Annotated in this window: 26 protein-coding genes and 1 tRNA gene; 13 read left to right on the top strand and 14 right to left on the bottom strand. The window is 42.4% G+C overall.

The annotated features are described in order from the left end of the window. Positions 1–226: 226 nt before the first annotated feature. The 10 genes from gap (at position 227) to FKN05_RS01290 (ending at position 7,999) form a co-directional block, all read left to right on the top strand. Positions 227–1,222 (top strand): type I glyceraldehyde-3-phosphate dehydrogenase, encoded by a 996-nt coding sequence (gap, locus tag FKN05_RS01335; protein ID WP_099611437.1) that lies wholly within the window; start codon positions 227–229, stop codon positions 1,220–1,222. Positions 1,223–1,335: 113 nt separating this feature from the next. Beyond that, complete coding sequence (locus tag FKN05_RS01330; RefSeq protein WP_099611438.1) at positions 1,336–2,220, top strand: D-hexose-6-phosphate mutarotase; 885 nt, start codon at positions 1,336–1,338, stop codon at positions 2,218–2,220. 102 nt (positions 2,221–2,322) lie between these two features. Further along, entirely contained in the window at positions 2,323–3,153 is an 831-nt protein-coding gene (gene rlmA, locus FKN05_RS01325) for a 23S rRNA (guanine(745)-N(1))-methyltransferase (RefSeq protein ID WP_099611439.1), read from the top strand. Between the two features lie 200 nt (positions 3,154–3,353). After that, positions 3,354–3,719 carry a hypothetical protein gene (locus tag FKN05_RS01320; RefSeq protein ID WP_099611440.1) on the top strand — a complete coding sequence of 122 codons (366 nt, stop codon included), beginning with the start codon at positions 3,354–3,356 and terminating at the stop codon, positions 3,717–3,719. A 102-nt stretch (positions 3,720–3,821) separates the two neighbouring features. Continuing rightward, positions 3,822–4,343, top strand: coding sequence for a DUF2058 domain-containing protein (locus FKN05_RS01315; RefSeq protein ID WP_099611441.1), 522 nt, complete (start codon positions 3,822–3,824; stop codon positions 4,341–4,343). A 140-nt stretch (positions 4,344–4,483) separates the two neighbouring features. Further along, positions 4,484–4,574: transfer RNA gene (locus tag FKN05_RS01310), tRNA-Ser, on the top strand. A gap of 245 nt (positions 4,575–4,819) precedes the next feature. Then, positions 4,820–5,164, top strand: a complete 345-nt coding sequence (locus FKN05_RS01305; protein WP_099611442.1) for a hypothetical protein — start codon at positions 4,820–4,822, stop codon at positions 5,162–5,164. Beyond that, positions 5,165–5,614 carry a DUF4234 domain-containing protein gene (locus FKN05_RS01300; protein ID WP_170886653.1) on the top strand — a complete coding sequence of 150 codons (450 nt, stop codon included), beginning with the start codon at positions 5,165–5,167 and terminating at the stop codon, positions 5,612–5,614. Between the two features lie 285 nt (positions 5,615–5,899). Beyond that, entirely contained in the window at positions 5,900–6,244 is a 345-nt protein-coding gene (locus FKN05_RS01295) for a YajD family HNH nuclease (RefSeq protein ID WP_099611444.1), read from the top strand. A 210-nt stretch (positions 6,245–6,454) separates the two neighbouring features. Further along, complete coding sequence (locus FKN05_RS01290) at positions 6,455–7,999, top strand: methyl-accepting chemotaxis protein (RefSeq protein ID WP_099611445.1); 1,545 nt, start codon at positions 6,455–6,457, stop codon at positions 7,997–7,999. Positions 8,000–8,243: 244 nt separating this feature from the next. Here FKN05_RS01290 and FKN05_RS01285 read toward each other — a convergent pair whose 3' ends face one another. The 6 genes from FKN05_RS01285 to FKN05_RS01260 form a co-directional block, all read right to left on the bottom strand. Further along, positions 8,244–8,657 (bottom strand): protein tyrosine phosphatase family protein, encoded by a 414-nt coding sequence (locus tag FKN05_RS01285; RefSeq protein ID WP_099611447.1) that lies wholly within the window; start codon positions 8,655–8,657, stop codon positions 8,244–8,246. 18 nt (positions 8,658–8,675) lie between these two features. Continuing rightward, positions 8,676–9,539 carry an MBL fold metallo-hydrolase gene (locus FKN05_RS01280; RefSeq protein WP_170886652.1) on the bottom strand — a complete coding sequence of 288 codons (864 nt, stop codon included), beginning with the start codon at positions 9,537–9,539 and terminating at the stop codon, positions 8,676–8,678. Positions 9,540–9,641: 102 nt separating this feature from the next. Next, positions 9,642–10,118, bottom strand: a complete 477-nt coding sequence (locus tag FKN05_RS01275; RefSeq protein ID WP_099611449.1) for a YqhA family protein — start codon at positions 10,116–10,118, stop codon at positions 9,642–9,644. A 132-nt stretch (positions 10,119–10,250) separates the two neighbouring features. Next, positions 10,251–11,873 (bottom strand): methyl-accepting chemotaxis protein, encoded by a 1,623-nt coding sequence (locus FKN05_RS01270; protein ID WP_170886650.1) that lies wholly within the window; start codon positions 11,871–11,873, stop codon positions 10,251–10,253. Positions 11,874–12,096: 223 nt separating this feature from the next. Further along, positions 12,097–14,046 carry a DNA topoisomerase III gene (locus FKN05_RS01265; RefSeq protein ID WP_170886649.1) on the bottom strand — a complete coding sequence of 650 codons (1,950 nt, stop codon included), beginning with the start codon at positions 14,044–14,046 and terminating at the stop codon, positions 12,097–12,099. A gap of 83 nt (positions 14,047–14,129) precedes the next feature. Then, positions 14,130–14,465: a Grx4 family monothiol glutaredoxin gene (locus tag FKN05_RS01260; protein WP_099611452.1), complete on the bottom strand. Its 336-nt coding sequence runs from the start codon at positions 14,463–14,465 to the stop codon at positions 14,130–14,132. Between the two features lie 308 nt (positions 14,466–14,773). On the opposite strand from FKN05_RS01260, the gene sodB reads away from it, so the two are divergent. The 3 genes from sodB (at position 14,774) to FKN05_RS01245 (ending at position 16,927) form a co-directional block, all read left to right on the top strand. Continuing rightward, positions 14,774–15,358, top strand: coding sequence for a superoxide dismutase [Fe] (gene sodB / locus FKN05_RS01255; protein ID WP_099611453.1), 585 nt, complete (start codon positions 14,774–14,776; stop codon positions 15,356–15,358). 107 nt (positions 15,359–15,465) lie between these two features. Continuing rightward, a complete protein-coding gene (locus FKN05_RS01250; protein ID WP_099611454.1) occupies positions 15,466–15,969 on the top strand; it encodes a VC2046/SO_2500 family protein in 504 nt (167 codons plus the stop codon). Between the two features lie 289 nt (positions 15,970–16,258). Beyond that, entirely contained in the window at positions 16,259–16,927 is a 669-nt protein-coding gene (locus FKN05_RS01245; RefSeq protein WP_161427141.1) for an SDR family oxidoreductase, read from the top strand. 52 nt (positions 16,928–16,979) lie between these two features. Here the strand turns inward: FKN05_RS01245 and FKN05_RS01240 are convergent, their stop codons facing one another. The 8 genes from FKN05_RS01240 to FKN05_RS01205 form a co-directional block, all read right to left on the bottom strand. Beyond that, positions 16,980–17,735, bottom strand: a complete 756-nt coding sequence (locus tag FKN05_RS01240; protein ID WP_170886647.1) for an MlaA family lipoprotein — start codon at positions 17,733–17,735, stop codon at positions 16,980–16,982. A gap of 104 nt (positions 17,736–17,839) precedes the next feature. Further along, complete coding sequence (ccmI, locus tag FKN05_RS01235) at positions 17,840–19,066, bottom strand: c-type cytochrome biogenesis protein CcmI (RefSeq protein WP_170886645.1); 1,227 nt, start codon at positions 19,064–19,066, stop codon at positions 17,840–17,842. After that, the gene (locus FKN05_RS01230) at positions 19,063–19,545 is read right to left on the bottom strand and encodes a cytochrome c-type biogenesis protein (RefSeq protein WP_099611458.1); all 483 of its coding nucleotides are present in this window, start codon (positions 19,543–19,545) and stop codon (positions 19,063–19,065) included. The genes ccmI and FKN05_RS01230 overlap by 4 nt, the downstream gene beginning before the upstream one ends. Beyond that, positions 19,542–20,096 (bottom strand): DsbE family thiol:disulfide interchange protein, encoded by a 555-nt coding sequence (locus tag FKN05_RS01225; protein WP_170886643.1) that lies wholly within the window; start codon positions 20,094–20,096, stop codon positions 19,542–19,544. Before FKN05_RS01225 ends, FKN05_RS01230 begins: the two co-directional genes overlap by 4 nt. Then, entirely contained in the window at positions 20,089–22,053 is a 1,965-nt protein-coding gene (locus FKN05_RS01220) for a heme lyase CcmF/NrfE family subunit (protein WP_099611460.1), read from the bottom strand. Before FKN05_RS01220 ends, FKN05_RS01225 begins: the two co-directional genes overlap by 8 nt. Beyond that, on the bottom strand, positions 22,050–22,532 hold the full coding sequence (gene ccmE, locus FKN05_RS01215) for a cytochrome c maturation protein CcmE (RefSeq protein ID WP_099611461.1): 483 nt from the start codon (positions 22,530–22,532) through the stop codon (positions 22,050–22,052). Before ccmE ends, FKN05_RS01220 begins: the two co-directional genes overlap by 4 nt. Beyond that, positions 22,529–22,735 carry a heme exporter protein CcmD gene (ccmD, locus tag FKN05_RS01210; RefSeq protein ID WP_161427350.1) on the bottom strand — a complete coding sequence of 69 codons (207 nt, stop codon included), beginning with the start codon at positions 22,733–22,735 and terminating at the stop codon, positions 22,529–22,531. The genes ccmE and ccmD overlap by 4 nt, the downstream gene beginning before the upstream one ends. Next, positions 22,736–23,485, bottom strand: a complete 750-nt coding sequence (locus FKN05_RS01205) for a heme ABC transporter permease (RefSeq protein ID WP_099611462.1) — start codon at positions 23,483–23,485, stop codon at positions 22,736–22,738. It lies immediately after the preceding gene. Positions 23,486–23,517: the final 32 nt, after the last annotated feature.

The following is a 23,517-nucleotide window of genomic DNA, read 5'->3' as shown; positions in this document are numbered from 1 at the left end:
CAGTCAGCGTAATCAGTGGCTGAGCTTTATTTTACGTCGATTGGTAGAGATAAAAATCAGCACCCGGGGTAAATATTAACCAGTTGCAACGGATTGTTAAAAAAAACGCTGCTTTTTTTTGACTTTAAACAAGTTAAGTCCGATTATCTGTTGCAGACATTTACTGGATTCTGTAATTTTACTACCAGTTATCTTTAATCAGAAATTAAGTTGTGGAGCAACTATAATGACTATCAAAGTAGGTATTAACGGTTTTGGCCGTATCGGCCGTTTCGTATTCCGTGCAGCACAAGAGCGTAACGACATCGAAGTTGTAGGTATCAACGATCTGATCGACGTTGAATACATGGCGTACATGCTAAAATACGACTCAACTCACGGCCGTTTCAACGGTACTGTTGAAGTGAAAGACGGTAACCTGATCGTTAACGGTAAAACTGTTCGCGTAACAGCAGAGCGCAACCCAGCAGATCTTAAATGGGGCGAAATCGGTGTTGACGTAGTTGCTGAAGCAACAGGTCTATTCCTAACTGACGAAACTGCTCGTAAACACATCGAAGCAGGCGCGAAAAAAGTAGTTTTGACTGGTCCTTCTAAAGACAAAACTCCAATGTTCGTTATGGGTGTAAACCACGAAACTTATGCAGGACAAGACATCGTTTCTAACGCATCTTGTACAACTAACTGCCTAGCACCTATCGCTAAAGTTCTGAACGATAACTTCGGTATCGAATCAGGTCTAATGACAACTGTTCACGCAACAACTGCAACTCAAAAAACAGTTGATGGCCCTTCAGCAAAAGACTGGCGCGGTGGTCGTGGTGCAGCTCAAAACATCATCCCATCTTCAACTGGTGCTGCTAAAGCGGTAGGCGTTGTTCTTCCTGAACTAAACGGTAAACTAACTGGTATGGCTTTCCGCGTACCAACGGCTAACGTTTCAGTTGTTGACCTAACTGTTAACCTAGAAAAACCAGCTTCTTATGAAGAAATCAAAGCAGCAATGAAAGCCGCTTCTGAAGGTGCTCTAGCTGGCGTACTGGGTTACACTGAAGATGCAGTTGTATCAACTGACTTCAACGGTGACACTCGCACATCAATCTTTGATGCTGCGGCTGGTATCGCACTTACTGACAAATTCGTTAAAGTGGTATCTTGGTACGATAACGAAATCGGTTACTCAAACAAAGTTCTAGACCTAATCTCTCATATCTCTAAATAATGTGACGATTAGCGAAGAAATTCGTTGAGAAGAAAGGCGGCCTTTGTGTCGCCTTTTTGCTTATCTGAAAGAGAGCCATTAGAACACAAAAATTACAACTTCAGGAGCTAGATATGGATTTAAAAAAACTCCCCACTTTAACGGTACTCTCCGACTGTGTGACCATTGTAGAAAAAGATAACGTCAAAATTGTTCGTGTTATCCACGATAAAGCGGTGGCTGGTATTGCTCTACACGGTGGTCATGTCCTTTCTTTTCAACCGACAGGTCAACCCGATTTGCTCTGGATGAGTGAGCATGCCCTCTTTGATGGTAAAGCAGCGCTACGAGGTGGTATTCCGATTTGTTGGCCGTGGTTTGGTCGAATCGCAGCACCCGCACACGGGTTTGCTCGTTCCACAGAATGGACATTAGTTGAACATCGAGAAAATGAGCAAGGGGTAATTATTTCTCTCGGTCTGGAAACCTCAGAGCAAACGCTGGCAATCTGGCCCCACCAGTTTCAAATTCGCTTATTGATCGAAGTGAGTGATACCTTACAAGTTACCCTTGATGTGCTCAATACCGATCAAGAAGCTTGGGCTTTCTCTGGTGCCTTACACAGCTATTTAAAGGTGGGCGATATTCGTCAAACGCAAACCACGGGCATGGGGCCTGAATACCTCGACAGTCTTAACCATGGACAAAAAACGGCAGGCCCAGATAACCTGATTCTCACAGAGACCATTGACCGGGTATATACACAGCCGGAAGCACAAATTCGGGTCGCAGACCCTGTATTTAACCGAACTTTAGTGGTTGAAAATCAAGGCCATAATTCAGCCGTCTTGTGGAACCCTTGGGCGCAAGGCGCACAAGCAATGGCTGATATGAATGACGAAGGCTACCAGACGATGCTATGTGTCGAATCAACATGGCATGCCAATCAATTAGAAGAGGGAAAAATACTACAACCTGGCGAGCATCATCAGCTTTCAACAAAATTATCCGTTCAATAAAATTATCGGTTCAATAATGTGGGGGACAGCATTCGCTGTCCTTTTTATTTCGTTCGCTTACCGTTAAACTTAGCCTCTCTTTTTGCTGATTATTGGATCCCTATGGCTTACCTCTGCCCCCTTTGCCATCACGCCCTACATTTACAAGAACAGAGCTACTGCTGTGATAATCGACATCAATTTGATGTTGCCAAAGAAGGTTATGTCAACTTAATGCCAGCGCATCATAAACGTTCTAAAGATCCTGGTGATAATAAGGAGATGATGCAAGCAAGACGTCGCTTCTTACAAGGCCATCATTACCACCCCATGCGGGAAGCGGTCAGCAACTTATGTATTGAAGCGTTAACCAATACTGCCTATCGAGTCCTGGATATTGGATGTGGTGAAGGTTATTACACCGACTATATTGCCGCCGCTATTCAAGCGCATGCCCCGAATGCGACAACTTATGGGATCGATATTTCCAAAACCGCCATTCGCTATGCGGCTAAATGCTACCCAACAGTCAATTTTGCTGTCGCTTCTAGCCACCGCCTTCCTTTTGCCAACCAATCACTGGATGCCATTTTACGCATATATGCCCCTTGTAAGGAGGAAGAGCTTGACCGAGTGCTCATGGATAACGGAGTCGTCATCACGGTAACGCCTGCTGGCCGCCACCTCTACCAGTTGAAAGAAAAAATTTACCAACACGTTCAACTGCATGATGAAACGCCAGAACGGCTCACCGGGTTTAACCTAGAACACCAGCAACCACTGCATTACACCATGTCCTTATCAGGCTCTGAAGCTGTTGATCTGCTACAAATGACGCCTTTCGCTTGGCGCGCGACAGATGCCCTAAGAGAAGAACTAAAACAAACTCCGCAGTTTACCTGTGAAGCTGATTTTATGATCCGAGTATACCGAAAGCAGTCCTGTAAACGATAAAGACACGATTTAGGGCTCATGATGGTTCTTGTAAAAAATTAGGCACACTCCTTGCTTATTCATAAATAACTTCCATTGTTCTAAAAATAATCAAAAGTTTTTAGAATAATGGCCGATATTATTGCTATCTAAGGGCAAAGGAAGGCAACACCTTTCCATACTCCGGCAAAGGTCTGCTGTGCTGAATAAGGAGAACCAACATGAATCCTGTTAGTACTGGAACTACCGCTCACTATACGCCGAATAGTGTCGGTTCACCTTCACCACAAATATCGCCTGATACGACAGCAAAAGAGCCCTCGCCTTCCCAAACTGAGGCAACAAAAGTTACTTTATCCGAAGAAGGGAAAGCCTTACTGGCTGCCCTAAAGGCACTCGATGAGGAAAGTCAAACTGAACAACTAAAATCGAAAACCGTCGGTGACAAAGTGGAAGCCTTTACGCATGGAGCATTAGGTATGGATCATCCGAAACAGCCGAAGCAACCGACCGATACCCCTTACACCGCAGGGAAATATCTTTCCGCAGCGGCAAAAGTTGGTGGTATGTTACTGCTATTGGCGTAAGCATTCCTGACCCTATAAAAGCGTTCTCATTCGCCCCCTCACCTCTTTCTTTGCTGACAACGAGTCGGTACACTTAGCATTATTTATTGAGTGGAACAGATCATGACACGACTATCTCTTCAAGAGCAAATGCTCAAAGCCGGCCTTGTTAACGAAAAAAAATTAAAAAAGGCTAAAAAAGGATCCAAGAAATCACGCCTTCAAGCTCGAGAGGTAAAAGCGGCGGTTGAAGCCAGCAAACAAGAGCAACTCGAACGTGATAAGGAGTTCAATAAACAGCAAAAAGAGCAGCTATTAACTAAAGAGATCCGTGCTCAAGTCAAGCAACTGATTGAGATGAATAAATTGCCGCATAATAATGGCGATATTCAGTATCACTTTACCGATGGCAACCTAGTTAAAAAGTTGTATGTCGATAAACAAACCCAAGACCAATTGAGTAAAGGACATCTTGCTATTGCGCGTTATGAAGAGGGTTATGCCATCATCCCAAATATCGTGGCACAAAAAATTTGGCAACGAGATGAACACAGCATCATTCCATTACCTGAAGAAGATAAACAACCCCATGATGAAGATGATCCATATGCTGATTTTGTCGTTCCAGATGATTTAATGTGGTAAAAGCTTCCTGAATCATCACCAGATTAACTCTTTGTTTTTAACATTAAATTAAATCATGCTTACCTTTGTTTGTATTTTGCGCAGTTGAAATATAAAGGGCTTTACAAGTACTAAGAAGCCTTATATTATTCGCGCCACACGGAGAGATGGCTGAGTGGTTGAAAGCACCGGTCTTGAAAACCGGCGATGGTTAATAGCTATCCTAGGGTTCAAATCCCTATCTCTCCGCCACTTTTAAAGATGAAACCGCTGTTCTTACAGCGGTTTTTTCGTTTCCTTCGCCTGTTCAAATTTGTTCCAGACAAATTTGTCACTCATTGGCCGCCTACCTGCAACTCCAAGTTGTTTGGGTATACTCTCTAGCATGAATCACCAAAATCGATCAAAATCATAAAAAAATAATATGTGACGATACCCTATTCCACTAAGTTAGTATAAAATGAGCAACTTAACACAATGTAACAAAGTACGATTAAATGAAACAAATAATATTAGCACTGCCCTTAGTGTTCCTTTTAGGAGGATGCTCGCCTTCTGTTCCTAAGTGTGGCGATTCTGAAACAACCGATCTCATCAAGCAAATCGCTAATGATGAAATGATCAACCAGTTAGGCTCAAATGCTGGAAAAATGTTCTCATATTCTGTAAATGCAATAAGAACAACTGATAAAAATGATAAAACAGGAGCATTTGAATGTGCTGCACAGCTTGAGATTCATGCTCGCAACACAGGAAATTCCAGCGAGATTCCTATTACTTACACCGTAGAGATGACCGATAATGGAAAAGAATTTTATGTTAATGTATATGGACTTAAATAAATGAAAGCAAATCTATTAAAAAATAAAGTAAACACTAAAACATTAAATTTTGTTTTACTATCAATTGTGACTTTGGGTATTTTCAATATAATGTGGTTATTTAAAAATAATAGTGTTATTGAAGATACTTTAGAACAGAAAATTCTTGATCATCGTGTTATTATTGTCTTAGCTGCATTAATTGGTTGGTCTTCCGTTTTTTCATCGACACCAGATCTAGAAGTTTTAGGTGGTCTTTTAAGTATTATATCTAGCATTTTTTATATTGTTTGGGCTTTTAAAGCCAAAAAGGCCTTGCAAAAAATGATGTTAAATGATCATAAAATAGATTATTCGATGAACTCGTTTTATACCTTCTTTTTTAACATTTACTACATCAATTTTTGTATAAACGAACTTGCAGAGGAAGTTGAAAAATCAAACTTACTCTCTGAAAGAATAACGGCTTAAGTGCAAATCAACTAACGTAAATCAAGGCGACCTTAACGGTGGCCTTTTTATTATCTTAGCGCTAGGGTCTGTTGACCTTTCGAGCTAATTTTTGCAGCAATGTTAGCTACGTTCGTTCACCTCAATCACCTTGTCTGTTTATGCTCATGAAAACTCACTTGCTCCAACCTGTAACTCCAAGTGGTTTGGGTATATGATATAGGTGTTCTTTTCCTCTGTAGTCTTTGCTAATTTAGTCATTTTCGTCTTTAATATTGATATCTTTAACTACTGACTGGAAATACAATGTCATCCGATTTTTATGGCTCAAGTGCCGAATATGCCCGTAAAGAGAGCGGCTACCGCGAGAAAGCGCTAAAACTTTATCCATGGGTGTGTGGTAAATGTGCCCGTGAATTTGTGTATTCAAATTTGCGAGAATTAACCGTCCACCATAAAGACCACGATCACACAAATAATCCTGAAGATGGCAGTAACTGGGAGCTATTATGTTTATATTGTCATGATCATGAACATTCAAAATACACAGAACATGAGCGTTATGGCGTTGATCCCGTCGCACGATTAGACGAGCATAAAAGCGCAACCTATAATCCCTTTGCTGACTTAGCGAAACTGATGAAAAAATAGTTCCAAGAAAGTGAAAAGAAAATTAACGAATTAACCCTCACTTTATCTGCCAAGGTTTTATTATGCATCATTTCAGCAGCACTTAATGATACATATCAAACTGTTGTAACTAATGTCTGGTAATGTAGCCATCTTTGTTGATTAAGTTATCGATTAGGTAGCATTGATAACTGATAGAACGCTGATCAATGGATTAAATAAGAGACGTGTATGACAGATAAAAGAGTTCGATTTTCAGACAAGGATAACCTGATATCCACTACAACTCCTGACAGTTATATTACTCATTGTAATGATGATTTTTGTAAGGTGTCGGGTTATCAACCAGACGAACTAGTTAACCATCCTCACAATGTTGTGCGGCATGCCGATATGCCTAAAGCGGCTTTTGGCCAGCTATGGGAATACATTCGATCTGGCAAAAGCTGGATGGGGTTAGTTAAAAATAAATGTAAAGATTCAGGACATTATTGGGTATCTGCTTTTGTTACCCCCATCTTTGATGAAGTCGGGAACGTCTTTGAATATCAATCCGTTAGAACCCAGCCTACGGATGCACAAATTTCGCGAGCGCATTCGCTGTACGCCAAACTTCACCATGGAAAAGTCGCCATACGCCGCATGAAATGGATGACACTCTCTTTAGGGGTAGTGGCTGCAGAACTGATCATGATTGCGGCTTTTAGCATTCTACCGATCTCTGACACGATACTGTTTAGTACATTGATATCTCTCTCGCTATTGCAATTCGCACTCTTGTTTACCCTTCACAAACGTCTAAAGGTAATTAATGGATTAGCAAAACAGGACTACGATAACCCTTTGATGGAACAACCATATACAGGTTATTGTGATGATGTATCACGGATTGAACTGACATTATTAATGAAGCGAGCCGAGTTAAGGGCAGCGACAGCTCGCGCTAATGAAACCGCGACGGCACTGCTTCAATCAGCGAATGAAGAGATGCTCAACTGCCAATCCATTGATCGTGAACTGAGTGAGCAAAATATCGCCACAGATGCCATGGCGGTTTCAGCTGAAGAGATGCTGGCCTCAATTGATGAAGTGGCTGAGCAAGCCAGACATAGTGCAGAGTTTGTAAACCATGCGCGCACAAAAGCCCGTGAAGGTGAACAAACCATTGATGAAGCGGTAGAGACCGTTCGTGAACTGAGCCATCATTTGGATCAATCGAAAGCTGCTTTGGAACAACTTTATACGGATGTCAACGGCATTGAAACCATTCTTGAAATGATTCAAGGTATTGCAGAACAAACTAATTTACTCGCCTTGAATGCCGCGATTGAAGCGGCTCGAGCTGGCGAACATGGGCGTGGCTTTGCGGTGGTGGCTGATGAAGTTCGCGCCCTTTCTAGTAAGACCAGTTGTTCTGTTGAAGAGATTCATAAAAAAATAGAACGATTACAAACTGCCGTGAATCAAACTGGCAACTTAATGAATAATGGTATCCAATCTTCTGAACAATGCGTGATGAAATCGCAGCAAAGTAAAGCGTCCTTTGCAGCGATTGTCGGCGATCTAACTTCGATTGGTGAGCAAAGTGCACAGACTTCACAAGCGATTTCTGAGCAAGTACAAGTAACTCAAGCGATGAATGAACATGTTTTCCGAATGAAAGAGGCGATTCAATCAACGCAGTTATTGTCTTCCTCTTCGGTGACGAGAACCGATGCGCTAGTCAATCGTCTCGAAAGTTTACAACGATTAGTGAGGCAATTTAGCGTTAAATAACCTTCAAAGAAACAAGTAGAGAAGAAATTAAGATACGAGATATACCCAAACAACTTGGAGTTGCAGGTAGGCGGCAAGTGAGTGAATCCCCATGAGCATAGACAGGCTATGTGATTGGGGTGAAAGAAGGTAGCCACCCCCCCCCTGCAGCTTCAAGTAGGAAGGGTATAGTACAGTAAACCTGCATCGCTGTGGTTTTCAGCCACAGCTTTTTGTTCGCCAGCACTAAGATAGTGCTCTATATTTACTGATCTTTTTCAAGTAATGAACTGAAATTAAAACCTTTTTCTTTTGCATAAGCGACGCGCTCTGCCAGAGTCATCTCATCTTCACTGCTCATACACCACAACATACAACAACGGGTACCTGTACGACAAAAAGCCAACACAGGCTTAGGGCATTGTGCTAATAAATCGGTAAACATCTCGACTTGTTGAGCGGTGATCTGGCCAGAGATAACAGGTTGATGATAATAGTTCAGTTGGTATTTTCTTGCTTCTTGCTCAATCTTCCGATTTAAAGGTTGGCCAACTTCTTCTTCATCTGGTCGATTGTTGATCACGGATTTAAAGCCTAACCTTGCAATGTCTTGCATGTCTATCGGTGATATTTGTGGCGCAACAGCCACTTGATCAGTTAACGAAATCAATGTCAGCATAAGCCTAGTCCTTAGCCATTAAATGGCATTCAATGGAATTTTAAGGTATTGAATCCCATTGGCTTCAGCGGATGGTAAAGCGCCTGCTCTCATATTCACTTGTACAGAGGGCAGAATAAGGGTCGGCATTGTTAGTGTCGCATCTCGAGCTTGCCGCATCGCTACAAACTGTTGTTCACTGATACCTTGTTTAACATGAATATTATGCAAACGTTCTTCACCTATTGTGGTTTGAAATTGGAAATCCTCCCGTCCAGGAGCTTTATAATCATGACACATAAAAACTCGGGTTTGATCGGGTAGAGTAAAGAGCTTTTGAATCGACTGGTACAACGTTTGAGCGTCACCGCCGGGGAAATCACAACGTGCCGTTCCATAATCTGGCATAAATAATGTGTCGCCCACAAAGGCACTATCACCAATGACATAAGTCATACAGGCCGGGGTATGCCCTGGGGTATGGATAGCGATAGCGGTTATCGAGCCTAAGGTGAATCTTTCCTGATCAGCAAATAGGTGATCAAATTGGCTACCGTCCATACAAAAGTCTGAACCTGCGTTAAATAGCTTACCAAACGTATTTTGTACGATGGTAATATTTTTCCCAATCGCTAAAGTACCCCCGACCTGTTGTTTAATGTATGGTGCCGCACTGAGGTGATCAGCATGGACGTGGGTTTCTAAAATCCACTCGACGGACAACTGGTGCTGCTTTATAAACGCAATCAATTTATCCGCAGACTGATATGATGTGCGCCCAGAAGCTGGATCATAATCCAGAACAGCATCCACCACAGCACAATGTTGAGAACTCGGATCAATGACAAGGTAGCTATAAGTAAAAGTGTTTGGATCGAAAAACCCATGTACTTTTGGTTTCATCCTATCCCCCAATGTTATTAGTTAATACTAATTTAGAGTATTGTTGCTATCGTAACTAAAATACACATGATTTGCTTACAGTTGTGATCCATCACTCAGCCCTTATCTCATCATTTTCCACGCTCCGATCGCAGAAAAAATTACTAGGCTAATTCCAGCTCCGAGATAAAGCGTTTCAATGCTCGCCCCCACTTCAACTAAGTGCTCTAAAAACAGAATAACCATAATCACCACAGAAACTTGTAATAAAGTGATTTTTAAATCATGAAAATTCTTGATCGTGAGTGCGCTCAAAAATGCACTATTTTCTAAAGCCGAGGGACGGATAAACAATCGATATAGGCCAACAGAAATCAGTTGAAATGTGATAGCAATTAAAGAAATATCTAGAATTTTTAAAAGCTTAACAACTAAAAGCTTTCCCCCCGTTTCACTAAAGTGAATAGAATTAAAAATATCCATCACCACTCCAAACATAATCATTACTATGGTGCAGTACAAAATAATTGCAGCACAAAAACTAACCACCACGACGGCGAGGACTAAAAAGCGCGTTTTCTCAAATAAGCGTTCAATCATAGGAATCTCGGTTTATTTTCATATTTATTAGGGTCTGTTGACCTTTCGTGCTTATCGATTCAACGACAACCGATAAAAAAGAGCCCAACAGGGACTCTTTTTTATCGGTTAGATTGTAAATAGATGAACGCCTCACACATTAAAGTGTTGTAATTGTTGATCCAATTGATTGGAGCTATCCGCAAGTTGTTGACTTTGTAACGCTAAATCTTGTGCTGATTGACTAATTTGATCGGCTGAAAGGTTAATATGACTAACATTGTGGTTCATCTCTTCAGCCACCGTGTCTTGTTGCTCCGCTGCGGCCGCTATTTGTGTCACACGATCATTCGCTCGAGTTAATTCAGCCACCATTTTATTGAGCATTTCTTTGGTTTCTGTTGCTGTCTGAACATTTTCTGTCACCCGAGTATGGCACTGTTTCATCGCTTGTGATGCGCTGTCAGCACGCACAATCAACGATTCGATGGTTTGCTGGATTTGGTGAGTCGACTGCTGTGTCCTTCCCGCTAAATGACGGACTTCATCGGCAACCACGGCAAAGCCTCTTCCTTGATCTCCTGCACGCGCGGCTTCAATCGCAGCGTTCAATGCCAATAGGTTGGTTTGCTCAGAAATCGCCTGAATCACATCGACAATTTCATTAATACCAGTGACATCATTACGTAATGCTTCAACTAGTTGGTCTGTTTCTGACACTTCTTGCGACAGCTGTTCAATATTTTGTTCCGTACTATCCATCATCTGGCTACAACTTTGTGCTTGATGAGAAACATCATCCGTTGAAGCGGCTGTGTGTTCGGCATTTTGTGCTACATCACGAATGGTCGCATTCATCTCATTCATCGCTGTCGCGAGTTGCTCCAATTGCATACGTTGCGACTGGGTGCTGGCTGCGGTTTCTTCACTGGCTGAAGCAATGCTCGTTGCCATTTGTGCCGTATTCATCGTCGACTGTTTCGCTGTTAATAAGGCTTGATGGGTATGTTCGATCATGGTGTTGATTGAATGACCTAAACTGGCAATTTCATCGCGCCCTTTCGGATGAAATCGCACCGTCATGTCTCCTTCTGCTGCCCGTTTTACTTTTGTTACAAATAGAGCTAATGGGTCAGTAATATTTTTGCCGATCATGCTAGAAAATATCAGGGTGATCAGCAGCCCCAGTAAGGCAAACCCTAGGTAGAATAAAGAGCTCTGATAAACGGTTTGATTAATATCATACACAATAACCCCTGAGCCAATAATCCAATTCCACTGGTTGGTTTTGGCGACATAAGAAATTTTATCCTCAACTTTTCCTTGAGGCGACACCAGTGTGTATTCAACAAATCCAGCCCCTTGACGCTGAACCGTTTGCGCCATCTGTTGCCAGTGGAAGCGTCCTGCTCCATCTCGAACCTGGCTCATATCTTGATTAACGGCTTCAGGTCGTAAAGGATGTAACACTAAACGAGCATTGGGTGTCATAATCCAGAAATAGTTATCACCATCATAGCGTAACGCTTTGATCGCTTCGGTTGCTTGTTTTTTTGCTTGTTCTTGTCCTAATTGGCCCGAGAGTTGTGCATAATAATCGACTAAACTGACAACCGATTCGACTTGATTTTGTATGCTCTGCTGGCGCTCTTGGTAAGCCATTTCTCTCAGTTTACTGACCCCATAGAGGCTGATCAGAGCGATAGTTAGCAGCGAAATAATTTCAATAACTAATATTTTTTTACGTACGTTGAGCACTCTCAGTATTTTTAGCATAGTATTTTCCTAGCACAAACGTGATCACGGGCATTTTTGCCTCTACTATATGTGGTGGCTATATTCATTAGGAGCTCTCTGTGATATTGCTCCAGAACTCACTCACCTAACTATGGGAAACCCCTTCAGGTTATGCAACATTATTAGTTTTTTTCTGTGTGTTTATTCTAACTTTTTAGCAACAAAGCCTTTTGCATTTCCCACAATCTACTGTTAAACACCGTTATTTCTGGTGAGAGATAGGCGTTTTTCTCTTACTTGATCGACTCTTGGATTTAAACAATCGCGTACGACGTACTTGAGGCAATGCACTTAAAGATGGAGGGATAGGGTTGTGCTTGATTTGTTTCATCCACTCGGTGATTTGTAATTCAAGATCTTGCATAAAAGGGTGATAAGCCTGATCTCGTTCAGCCATAGCTTGAAGTTGGTGCTCCCACTGTGCTGTCATATCAGGATAGGTCGCTTGCAGAGGAAGAGCATGTATAAGCCCTTTTCCAGCTTGGGTACTTTTAATTAGCTTATCTTCACGCTGTAATAGTTGCCGTTTAAATAGCGTGTCCAAAATACCAGCTCGAGTGGCTTCAGTGCCTAATCCATCCGTATCGCGAAGAATTTTTTTTAGCTCTTTGTCTTCGACAAATCGAGCGATGCCCGTCATAGCTTGTAGTAATGTCGCCTCAGTAAAATAGCGCGGAGGCTCAGTTTTGCATGCCTTAATTTCTCCTTCTCGACAAGTCAAGGTTTGGCCAACCGTAAGAGGGGGCACGTTATCGATTCCTTCATCTTGTGAAGCGCTTTGGCCAATTAACGCTTTCCAACCTGCTGTGATTAACTGGCGTCCTTTCGCTATAAATTTCCCTCCCGCAATATCAAACTCTAATTTTGCTTCCGCATACACGGCGGGAGGATAAAACTGGATAAGGTATTGTCGAGCAATTAAGCCATAGATATGTTGTTCAGCTACCGACAGTCCATTTAGCGGGGCCATTTTCGGCGTTGGAATAATGGCATGATGCGCATCAACTTTTTTATCATTCCATGCTTTCGATTGACGAGATAAATCCGCCCCCTGCACAGCAGGATGCAGCTCATTCAGGTTATGTGCAATCGCCGAGGTGACTTGCTTCGCCTGTACAAAGTGCTCTTTAGGAAGATAGCGACAATCAGAACGTGGATAGGTAATTAATTTGTGTTTTTCATAAAGAGATTGGCACGTATCCAACACCTGCTGCGCACTGAATTGATAGCGCTTAGCCGCGTCAATTTGTAACGCGGATAAGGAGTAAGGCAATGGCGCAGCTTGTTTGGTTTGATTTTGTTCAGATTCAATGACCTTTGCTGCTTGTCCTGCGATACGCTTAGCCACATTTTCAGCCAACTGACGATGAAGTACTCTCCCCTCTTCATCTTGCCAAGGTTTACATGCCTCACTCGGTTGCCATCGTGCTCGAATATCAAAGCAATGCTCTCCATGTTGATAAGGAATTAAAGCATGCAAAGTAAAGTAGTCTTTGGGTTCAAAGTGGGCGATCTCTTCATCACGGCGTACCACAAGCCCTAGTACCGGCGTTTGTACTCGACCAACCGATAAAACACCTTGGTATCCCGCTTTCTGACCTAATAGCGTATAAGCGCGAGACATGTTCATACCATACAGCCAATCTGCGCGAGAACGAGCTAATGCTGAGACCGATAAAGGTATAAAATCACGATTATTACGCATTGAAGAGAGCGCTCGTTGAACGGCAGACAAATTAAGATCACTAATTAACAAACGCTGTATGGTTTTCTGCTTATGTTTAGCAACGTGACAGTAATCAATCACTTCATCAACCAGTAACTGTCCTTCTCGGTCGGGATCGCCTGCATGGATGATGTCTTGCGCTTCTTTTAATAATTTACGTACTACTGCGAGTTGCTTACTGGCGCTTTTTCTTGGCCTAAGCTGCCAATGTTCCGGAATAATGGGCAAGTCAGCAAGGTTCCATTTTTTATAACGTTCATCATAACTATCCGGCTCAACTTGCTCTAATAAATGCCCAATGCACCACGTCACGATATCACCGTGACCACAACGGATAAATCCTTGCTCTTTTTTGTGAGGCTTAGGCAGTGCATCCGCTATCGCTCGCGCTAAGCTGGGCTTTTCAGCAATAAATAAACGACTCATAACATCAAATCAATAAAAAAAGTAAGGCCACATTACTCAATGTGGCCTTATAAAATCAAGAAAAACTGTAATTTTATACAGTATTATTCATTGTTGTCAGAGGTGCGTCCGGCTGCTTCTTTAACCAGTGGTTGCAATTCACCTTTTTGAAACATCTCCAAAATGATATCGCAACCACCAATTAACTCACCTTCAACCCATAATTGGGGAAAAGTTGGCCACTGAGCATAAATAGGTAGCTCAGCTCGGATATCTGGATTTTGCAAGATATCGACATAAGCAAATTTTTCACCACAAGCCATCAGAGCTTGTGCCGCTTGAGAAGAAAAACCACAGCTTGGTAGTTTTGGCGATCCTTTCATATATAGGAGAATCGGGTTTTCGGCTATTTGCTGTTTGATTTTATCAATGGTTTCCATTGCTTCCTCTTGATGGATGGCTAGTTGAATGCCTCCATTCTAAATCATTAAGAGAGAATAAAAAGCACAATATGTTTAAGGATTTCGAGCAACAAGGCCAAAGATAGTCGTTAACGATAAATTTTTCTTCACTACAGGGTGTTAATAAAGTAAAAACTTGCTAAAATAGCTAGCAAGTCAGTCTTACCGACGAAATACAATAATACTGGAAGCCATCGAAGGAAGTATATTGCTCTGTCGAGTGCTCGAATGTTTACCTACCTCGTCAGCAATATATCTTCTTTCCTCGAAAAACGGAGAATAGAGCAATGGCATTTGAATTACCTGCGTTACCATACGCAAAAGATGCACTAGAACCACACATTTCAGCAGAAACCTTAGATTACCACTACGGCAAACACCACAACACGTATGTGGTTAAACTTAATGGTTTAATCCCTGGCACTGAATTTGAAAGTAAAACGCTAGAAGAGATCATCAAAACCTCAACCGGTGGTATCTTTAATAATGCTGCTCAAGTCTGGAACCACACTTTCTACTGGCACTGTTTATCTCCTAATGGTGGCGGTGAACCAAGTGGTGCCGTGGCTGAAGCAATTAATGCGGCCTTTGGGTCATTTGAAGAATTTAAAGCGAAATTCACCGACTCTGCAATCAATAACTTTGGTTCATCTTGGACTTGGTTAGTCAAAAAAGCAGACGGCTCACTGGCGATTGTCAACACATCAAACGCCGCAACTCCGATCACGGAAGATGGCGTAACGCCATTACTAACGGTCGACTTGTGGGAACACGCCTACTACATTGATTACCGTAACCTACGTCCAGATTATATGAATGGCTTCTGGGCTTTGGTTAACTGGGACTTTGTCGCTCAAAATCTAGCGAAATAATTCTTTACTGATTATTATCATGCTGTTAAGCCTGCATCCATTGCAGGCTTTTTTTATTAAAGTTTTTTCTCTTAATGCCGCTATGAGGAAGGCATCGAGGAGAAATAATGCAAGTACATACGCTAGATAAAGCTGGAATTATTAATGAACTGCACATTGGTTCGAATATCAACCAAGCAATTCAACATGGTCGTCATGCCGATTTTGCACTATTCATGGCTTTGTTTTCTAATGATGTTCGAGATGCCTGTCCGGTAGAGCCTATCGAAGAAAAAATCACGACCGAACAGCTGTTGCGTAAGCAATTTTCACTACCTGAATTACAACCACTACGCAACGATCATTCGTCTTATCAGATATCAGCCCAGCAGGCCCATTGCTTTCACTCCGGCGGCTTAGCAAGTGCCAAGCTCTCACACTATCTCAAACCGGAAGCGCTGACTTATCTACCTGAAGCGACTCAAGGCTTTCCGGAAGAGGTCTACTTGAATCTATCTGGACATGATCGACGCCACCTAGCCACAACATCAGCAAATCGCTTACTAACGACCGACTTGTACCCTCAACTCAATACCGCTTGGCGACAAGATCAGCTACGTGCTCAAGCATAATTAATGAAAACTAATGGTGTACCAGCCCTACACTCTGTGAAATAGAGCAAAGATTAACCATCATTTTTCTATCGAACGATGGTTATTTGAGATCATTCACACTGAACTTTATTTTTATCAACCATGCTTTTTACACCGATTCATCACTGTAATGAATCGCTACTTGAATAGGATGAAATGATAATGTCACCTATTTATCCTGTTTTTAATACAAAAATCGTCCTGCAATAAACATTAGTGGATATCAACGATTCGGCTTCAGTTTGAGGTTGATCATGAGGGAAAAGCCATGGAAATCAATAAGGCGCTTGTAGTTATCACGTCTGCTAGCTCATTATTTGGCTGTACACTTGCAACACATTTTACCCGTCTAGGGGCGAACGTGATCATTTGCGATACGCAGCATTCAAAGCTGATTGAAAGCTGGAAAAATTGTCAACGCTTATCAGGAAATATTGACTACTACGCATTAAACGATCACTCTTTTGTGAGTATCGACCTATTATTTTCTTATATTGTTCAACAATTTAACAAGGCTCCTGATGTATTGATTAATCACTGGCCTGCACTTCCCTTTCCCTCATTGATTGATGATAAGACAAATCAACACTTTATCGAACAAATGGGCGATATCACATCGTCACTATTTACTTTCGGGCAAGCCTGTACGATCCGAATGCGCGAGCATCAAACGAAGGGAGTGATTGTTAATGTTATTTCCTATCCTGAATGTGATGAAAAATCAGGTATTGATACGGCGCGCTCATTAGTCGCAGGGTTAACTCAAACTTGGGGAAAGGAACTCACACCGTTTAATATTCGTGTCGGCGGTGTTGTTCCTATGTCAGATAAACACACTTCTGACTCGCATTGGGCTGAAGTTCAAGACGAACTGATTCGCAATACCGAATATATCGTTGCCAATGACTATTTTAGTGGGCGAGTTATCTCTGCTTAAACGTTACTCAAGAAACTTTCGTGTACTGGCTGAGTAAAAATGCGATGATCCATTAAAACCCCCCCTCTAAATAGTCATCAAAGTAATCTTCTTCATGCTCATCATAAACGCTGGTTTCTCTTTCTGCTTTGAAATCACGGCGCTGTAAATACACTTCTCTGGTTAGTGCATAAGGATCAGGGGAGTTGTCTAACATAGACTCTTGCTGCACAAGTGCGGCGCGAGTTTCCATGCCTTCAATAGCCCATTTACCAAGGCCTGCCCAAATATTTAAATAAGAAAGAGGGGCATATAAACCGTCAACCATATCCGTGGTTTCACGTACAGTAAAAGGGCCGTAGCCTGGCACCATCACATAAGGGCCATTACCGACACCATAATGACCGACTGCATCGCCAAACTGTTTTTCATCGTGCTTATTGATTCCGGCTTCAGAGGCGATATCAATCAAACCTAATAAACCAAAAGTGCTATTGAGCCAAAAACGGTTAAAGTGATCGAGTGCTTTTTCACCATTGCCCATGATTAAATTATTAATCATGCTGGCTGGTTCATCTAAATTTGACAAGAAATTAGCAACACCACGTCGAAGTGGTGAAGGCACATAATCAACATACGCAATGGACACGGGACGAACGATATAGGGATCTAAATAATCGTAGTTAAGGGTCCACATTGTACGGTTAAACCCTTCAAAAGGATCCTCTGGATTTGAGTCAGAAACTGAGCCGTCATGAGGTACAGAGCTACACCCAAAAAGTACTAATATAAAAAAAAGGCTCACAGACCGTGATAAACGGCTTGGCATGTTAGTTATCCATCTTTTATGCGACAAGGATCACTCCTTGAGTTGTTCTACTATAAACGGTATTTACCGCAATCAGGTAACGTTAAGCTTTGCTTAACACAGGATCAATGGTATTGAGTGTCAATGGTGATATCAACAGGATCACCTATTTCAACGATGGTACTTTCTCCAAACCAATCCCCTTCTCGGGTTGCTACATTGCCATCGTTATCCAAGCGTGCTCGAACAATCAATCTCTCTAATTGAGATAAGTCACGCCCCTGTAGCATGCTGTTACTGTTATCAAGGAGCACCGTTACCGGAAACTGGCTCAATGGGTAGCGAGCCGCTGCCACAGGAATAGGAGCACCATCGGCACTATGAATAGAGACAATTAACACGCCATCTTTAGGGACTATCACTGTATCAGCTAAACGAACCGTCACTTTAACCGAAAGCGCTGGCGAGCGATTTGCAGATAAGTTGCGCTGAGCACTTTCAATACTACGCGTGAGCATATCATAACGAGTATCATTTGGCCCAATCATCTGTTGCATCTGCTGCCAATAGGCAATGGCCTTTGTGTAGTCGCTGTTTTCAAAAGCATCAAAAGCTAATAACGAGAAAACTCTAAGATCCACATCATCGGCCTGAGCTAACTTAAGCAGCAGTGTTCTTGCTTGATTTTGCTCCCATTCATCATTGGAGAGAATCAAGGCTTGAGCATAACCGAACTGAACATCACCGTCTTTAGGGGCAAGTTCATAGGCTTTTTTGCTCGCGCCAATCGCTGTTTGCATATCACGATTGGCCATTCCAATCCGCCCAAGCAATAACCACCCAGTGGCATCATTCGGTTGATAATGCAACCGAGTCCGTAAAGATAAAGTGAGATCTTGCATCTCTTGGTCGGTCAACTCAACCCCATGAGGTGATGGTATCATGAGCTTCTTACTCAGTTCAGGTAAACTGGCACTCACTTGCTGCCAATGTTTAACTTGGGAATAAGAGCCATACTCTGCATATAATCCATAACTGAGCGTTATCATGAGTAGCATTGCCAAAACAAAGATAGCGCCTTTAGCTGACATCGACTCACGAGTTAATTCCGATCGACTTGGCACATCATCTAATAATGACTGTTTCAACTCGGTAATCAGTGCTTGTGGATCATCCACTAAACCTTCTTGCGTTTCCGCCTCAAGTTCAGCTAAACGGTCTTTGTAAAAGGCTTTATTCAACTCATCCCGCAACGGTTGATCATTATTATTAGTTCGTTGGCTCATGGGAATAGCAATAAAGAGGCTTGCTACGATCACTAAAATAAGTGTAGATAGCCAAAATAATGTCATGCTTGTTTATCTCCTTGGCTTTCATCCTTCAATAATGCTTGCAAGCGTGCTTCTTTTTCTTGATCCCAATTTTCGACCTGAGTCGGATGATTCTTACGACCTCGGCTGCGCATAACGAGTACGCTAAACCCGATCATCAATACCAAAAGCGGCGCAATCCACAAAATAGCAGTACTGGCTGTCAATGGAGGATTGTAGGTAACAAAGTTGCCATAGCGAGCGACCATGTAATCGATTACCGTTTGCTTTTCATGACCTTGCTTTGTCATTTCATATACTTTTTGTCGCAAGTCCTGAGCGAGTTCCGCATTAGAATCAGCAATTGAGTTATTTTGACATTTGGGACACCGCAGTGTATTACTCAACTCATGAAACTGTTTCTCTTGCTCTGGTGTATCAAAGTCATAGACATCAATCACAGCCCAGCTAGATAATGAAAGAAACAATGTGGCAAACGTCGCCCAACGCATCAATCTCATGGCTGACTCTCCTGCACAAGTTGCTGATAGATAGGCTCAAGTTGGTTTTTCCAGTGATGAGGATTAACATCACCAACATGGCGATAACGAATGACTCCATGAGCGTCAATCAGAAACGTTTCCGGTGCACCATAAACGCCCAAATCCAAACCTAGCATCCCACTGCCATCAAATAGACTAATTAAATAGGGGTTGCCCAATTCATTTAACCATGTCACCGCTTTGTCACGTTGATCTTTGTAATTTAGGCCGATGATTTTCACCCCTTGATCTGCCAGTTGGTTTAAGTACTGATGTTCGGCATAGCAGGTGGGACACCAAGTGGCCCAGACATTCAGTAATAACGGTTTTCCGATAAAAATCGATTGATCATACAATCGGCCTGGCTCTGCTAAATCTTCTAATTTAAATTCAGGAACGACTTTACCAATCAAAACCGACTCCAGTTTGGTTGGCTCATCTCCTGCTGAATTTTTCATCAACTGGGTAACAAAAATAGCCACCAAAAGTAGAAAAGCCAATAATGGGATAAACAGCACTTTTTTATGCATTGTCTCCCCCCAATTGTACGGTTTTTCTAAAACGATAACGTTTATCACTTATCGCAAAAGCACCACCAATAGCCATAAATAAAGCCCCGGCCCAAATCCACCGTACAAAAGGCTTATGATAAATGCGAACCGCCCAAGCATCACTGCCCTCTAACCGCTCACCCATCGCAATATAGAGATCTCGAGTGATACCTCGATCAATAGCAGCTTCCGTCATCATAGAGCGGGCGGTGCGATAAAAACGTTTTTCAGCGTGCAATGTATTAATGTATTGCCCATTTTTGGTGATTTCGAAGTCAGCAATATAACCATCATAATTAGGGCCATCTCTATCTCTTAATCCTTTAAAATAGAAGTTATACGAATCTAAGGTGAAATGTTCACCTGGGGCTAACCGCACATCACGCTCCACGCTATAGTTTTGCACCATTGCAATACCAATTACACTCACCGCCATCCCTAAATGGCCAAGTACCATCGCCCAGTGACTACGCGACAGTTTTTTCACGCCCACAGCAAAAGTATGTCGATGAGTTGCTCGTTGATATAACTCAATCCCATGTAAGCTAATGATCCAGAAAGCCATCACCCATCCGAGATAAGCCATCGGTCTAAATTCATCTGTCAAAATATGGATCAAGACGGCACTGCTCAGCAAAGCGATCCCCGCCGAAATAATCATAGGTTTGACAAGACTAGCTAAAGAATCACGCTTCCACCGAATCAATGGGCTGATCCCTAAGAAGAAAGCAAAAGGCACCATTAACCAAGCAAAGACTGTATTAAAAAAAGGGGCTCCGATAGAGACAGAGCCTAATCCAAGTTGCTTATGAATCAAGGGCAGCAGTGTACCGATCAGCACGACGACTAATCCGGTAATCAATAAAATATTGTTGCTTAATAACGCATTTTCACGAGAAACGAGCGCAAACTCACCGTGTGAACGCACCGCACTTCCCTTAAGAGCGTATAGCAATAAGGAGCCACCAATAACAATGACTAAAAAAGCTAAAATAAACATACCGCGAGCGGGATCAGACGCGAACGCATGAACCGACACTAAAATGCCAGAACGAACTAAAAAGGTTCCTAATAGGCTAAGTGAAAAGGCAGAGATAGCGAGTAATACCGTCCATGCCTTAAAGGTTCCTCGCTTCTCAGTAACCGCAAGAGAGTGCATTAAAGCGGTTCCGGCTAACCATGGCATTAACGAAGCGTTTTCTACTGGATCCCAAAACCACCATCCCCCCCAGCCGAGTTCGTAGTAAGCCCACCATGAACCTAAAGCAATTCCTAACGTCAAAAATAACCATGCCGCCGTCGTCCAAGGGCGGGACCAACGTGCCCATGCGGTATCTAAACGTCCGGTCATTAAAGAAGCTATCGCAAAAGCAAAAGCAACAGAAAAGCCGACATAACCCATATATAAGATAGGAGGATGAACAATTAATCCTGGATCTTGTAGTAATGGATTAAGGTCTCGTCCATCAATAGGAAAATGTGGCAAGGTACGGATAAAAGGATTGGAAGTAACGATGATAAACAGTAAAAAGCCAACAGTAATCATGCCCATAATCGATAATACACGCGCAACCGACGCTTGTGGCATCCCTCGGCTAAAACTCGCCACCGCCACCGTCCACCCAGCCTGAATCAACGCCCATAGTTGCAAAGAACCTTCGTGCGCTCCCCAAGCTGCAGTTAAACGATAATACCAAGGCAATTGGCTATTTGAGTTGCTCGCGACATACAGTACTGTGAAATCATTGACGTAAAATGCCCATAATAAAATAATGAACGATATGGCAAGCATGGTCAGCATTCCCCATGACAGGGGACGAGCACTATTCATGAGTAGCCGATGATGGTATTGCGCCCCCACCATAGGAAGAATACTCAATAAAACAGCAAAAGCCAGAGAAAGGATAAGCGAAAAATGGCCAATTTCGACAATCATTGCAGGCTTCCTTGTTGCTGTTCTTCAGTATAAATCAACGGTGCATGATTTTTTTGCAGCGCTTCGGCAATTTCGGTCGGCATATAGTTTTCATCATGCTTAGCTAACACTTCAAAGGCTTCTATTGTTGTGGCATCTTTTAATACACCTTGTGCAACAATACCTTGTCCCTCTCGAAAAAGGTCGGGAAGAATTCCCTCATATTCCACTTTAACCGTTGGGCCCACATCATGTAATAAAAAACTAACTTTTAGTGAATTGGGATCACGAGAAACAGAGCCGACGGTCACCATACCTCCAATTCTTAACCGTTGACCCACTTCTGGTTTTTTGCCTTTCTTGCCATTGACCAGTTCTGTTGGTGTATAAAAAAGATCCATGTTTTGGCTTAATGCATAGAGGATTAATCCGGTTGTTATCCCTAACCCAATCAAAATTGCGAGGATCATACTAAGCCGCTTCTTTCGTCTCGGATTCATAGGGTATTCTCCATATTTTTAGCCGCCTCAATACGAGCCTGTCGATTGATTTTCTTTTGCACATCTTGAAGTTGGTCTCTCCCGGCTCGCACACTCAACACCCACAAAAAACCCATTGAAAAGAAAGTAATACCAAACGCACTCCACACATATTCAGCGTAACCTCCCATGGCAAAAAACTCGCTCCAAGAATTAAAATACATTTATTTCTCTCCCTGTAATTGTGTGGCTAACTCAATAACCCAAGGACGTTGACTTTCTCGTTGAATGATCTCATTGCGTAAACGAATCAAAGTGACCGCGACAAAGAAAAATGCAAAACCGACAATACAAATCAATAAAGGCCAAAGCATGTCTGATGAGATAGATGGTTTAGCAAATTTCGTGATTGAGGCACCTTGATGCAAAGTGTTCCACCACTCAACAGAGAAATGAATAATCGGTAGGTTGATCACCCCGACAATCGCAAGAATACCCGCAGCTTTTGCCGCCATTTTGGGGTCATCAAATGCTTGGTACAGTGCAATGACACCTAAATACAGGAAAAGCAAAATAAGTTCTGATGTCAAACGCGCATCCCATACCCACCAAGCACCCCACATAGGTTTGCCCCAAATGGCTCCAGTAACCAAAGCAATGAACGTCAATACAGCCCCAATCGGAGCCATTGCTAAAGCCGCCATATCTGCAACTCTAATTTGCCAAACAAGACCAATAAAAGCAGCCATCGCCATGGCTAGATAAGCTCCCATCGACCAAATTGCAGAAGGAACGTGGATATAAATGATGCGAAAACTATTACCTTGTTGATAATCAGAAGGCGCAAAAGCTAGCCCCCAGACGATACCTGTCACCAAACACAATAACGTTAAGGTAGTAAACCAAGGCAGAAACTTACCGCATAACTGATATACCGTTTCAGGCTTGGCATAAGGATGAAGCCATTTCCACATTGTTCGTCTCACTCTTGCTTCTGTAACCGAAT

This window comes from Vibrio sp. 1-1(7) (assembly GCF_013048485.1).
GTDB lineage: Bacteria > Pseudomonadota > Gammaproteobacteria > Enterobacterales > Vibrionaceae > Vibrio > Vibrio fujianensis.
The sequence above is the reverse complement of the archived record's forward strand: the minus strand, read 5'-3'. Positions and strand labels throughout refer to the sequence as shown.

Excerpts from the sequence above, each read along its gene's own strand:
- gap (WP_099611437.1), top strand. The coding sequence starts at position 227 with ATGACTATCAAAGTAGGTATTAACGGTTTTGGCCGTATCGGCCGTTTC.
- FKN05_RS01330 (WP_099611438.1), top strand. The coding sequence starts at position 1,336 with ATGGATTTAAAAAAACTCCCCACTTTAACGGTACTCTCCGACTGTGTG.
- rlmA (WP_099611439.1), top strand. The coding sequence starts at position 2,323 with ATGGCTTACCTCTGCCCCCTTTGCCATCACGCCCTACATTTACAAGAA.
- FKN05_RS01320 (WP_099611440.1), top strand. The coding sequence starts at position 3,354 with ATGAATCCTGTTAGTACTGGAACTACCGCTCACTATACGCCGAATAGT.
- FKN05_RS01315 (WP_099611441.1), top strand. The coding sequence starts at position 3,822 with ATGACACGACTATCTCTTCAAGAGCAAATGCTCAAAGCCGGCCTTGTT.
- FKN05_RS01305 (WP_099611442.1), top strand. The coding sequence starts at position 4,820 with ATGAAACAAATAATATTAGCACTGCCCTTAGTGTTCCTTTTAGGAGGA.
- FKN05_RS01300 (WP_170886653.1), top strand. The coding sequence starts at position 5,165 with ATGAAAGCAAATCTATTAAAAAATAAAGTAAACACTAAAACATTAAAT.
- FKN05_RS01295 (WP_099611444.1), top strand. The coding sequence starts at position 5,900 with ATGTCATCCGATTTTTATGGCTCAAGTGCCGAATATGCCCGTAAAGAG.
- FKN05_RS01290 (WP_099611445.1), top strand. The coding sequence starts at position 6,455 with ATGACAGATAAAAGAGTTCGATTTTCAGACAAGGATAACCTGATATCC.
- FKN05_RS01285 (WP_099611447.1), bottom strand. The coding sequence starts at position 8,657 with ATGCTGACATTGATTTCGTTAACTGATCAAGTGGCTGTTGCGCCACAA.
- FKN05_RS01280 (WP_170886652.1), bottom strand. The coding sequence starts at position 9,539 with ATGAAACCAAAAGTACATGGGTTTTTCGATCCAAACACTTTTACTTAT.
- FKN05_RS01275 (WP_099611449.1), bottom strand. The coding sequence starts at position 10,118 with ATGATTGAACGCTTATTTGAGAAAACGCGCTTTTTAGTCCTCGCCGTC.
- FKN05_RS01270 (WP_170886650.1), bottom strand. The coding sequence starts at position 11,873 with ATGCTAAAAATACTGAGAGTGCTCAACGTACGTAAAAAAATATTAGTT.
- FKN05_RS01265 (WP_170886649.1), bottom strand. The coding sequence starts at position 14,046 with ATGAGTCGTTTATTTATTGCTGAAAAGCCCAGCTTAGCGCGAGCGATA.
- FKN05_RS01260 (WP_099611452.1), bottom strand. The coding sequence starts at position 14,465 with ATGGAAACCATTGATAAAATCAAACAGCAAATAGCCGAAAACCCGATT.
- sodB (WP_099611453.1), top strand. The coding sequence starts at position 14,774 with ATGGCATTTGAATTACCTGCGTTACCATACGCAAAAGATGCACTAGAA.
- FKN05_RS01250 (WP_099611454.1), top strand. The coding sequence starts at position 15,466 with ATGCAAGTACATACGCTAGATAAAGCTGGAATTATTAATGAACTGCAC.
- FKN05_RS01245 (WP_161427141.1), top strand. The coding sequence starts at position 16,259 with ATGGAAATCAATAAGGCGCTTGTAGTTATCACGTCTGCTAGCTCATTA.
- FKN05_RS01240 (WP_170886647.1), bottom strand. The coding sequence starts at position 17,735 with ATGCCAAGCCGTTTATCACGGTCTGTGAGCCTTTTTTTTATATTAGTA.
- ccmI (WP_170886645.1), bottom strand. The coding sequence starts at position 19,066 with ATGACATTATTTTGGCTATCTACACTTATTTTAGTGATCGTAGCAAGC.
- FKN05_RS01230 (WP_099611458.1), bottom strand. The coding sequence starts at position 19,545 with ATGAGATTGATGCGTTGGGCGACGTTTGCCACATTGTTTCTTTCATTA.
- FKN05_RS01225 (WP_170886643.1), bottom strand. The coding sequence starts at position 20,096 with ATGCATAAAAAAGTGCTGTTTATCCCATTATTGGCTTTTCTACTTTTG.
- FKN05_RS01220 (WP_099611460.1), bottom strand. The coding sequence starts at position 22,053 with ATGATTGTCGAAATTGGCCATTTTTCGCTTATCCTTTCTCTGGCTTTT.
- ccmE (WP_099611461.1), bottom strand. The coding sequence starts at position 22,532 with ATGAATCCGAGACGAAAGAAGCGGCTTAGTATGATCCTCGCAATTTTG.
- ccmD (WP_161427350.1), bottom strand. The coding sequence starts at position 22,735 with ATGTATTTTAATTCTTGGAGCGAGTTTTTTGCCATGGGAGGTTACGCT.
- FKN05_RS01205 (WP_099611462.1), bottom strand. The coding sequence starts at position 23,485 with ATGTGGAAATGGCTTCATCCTTATGCCAAGCCTGAAACGGTATATCAG.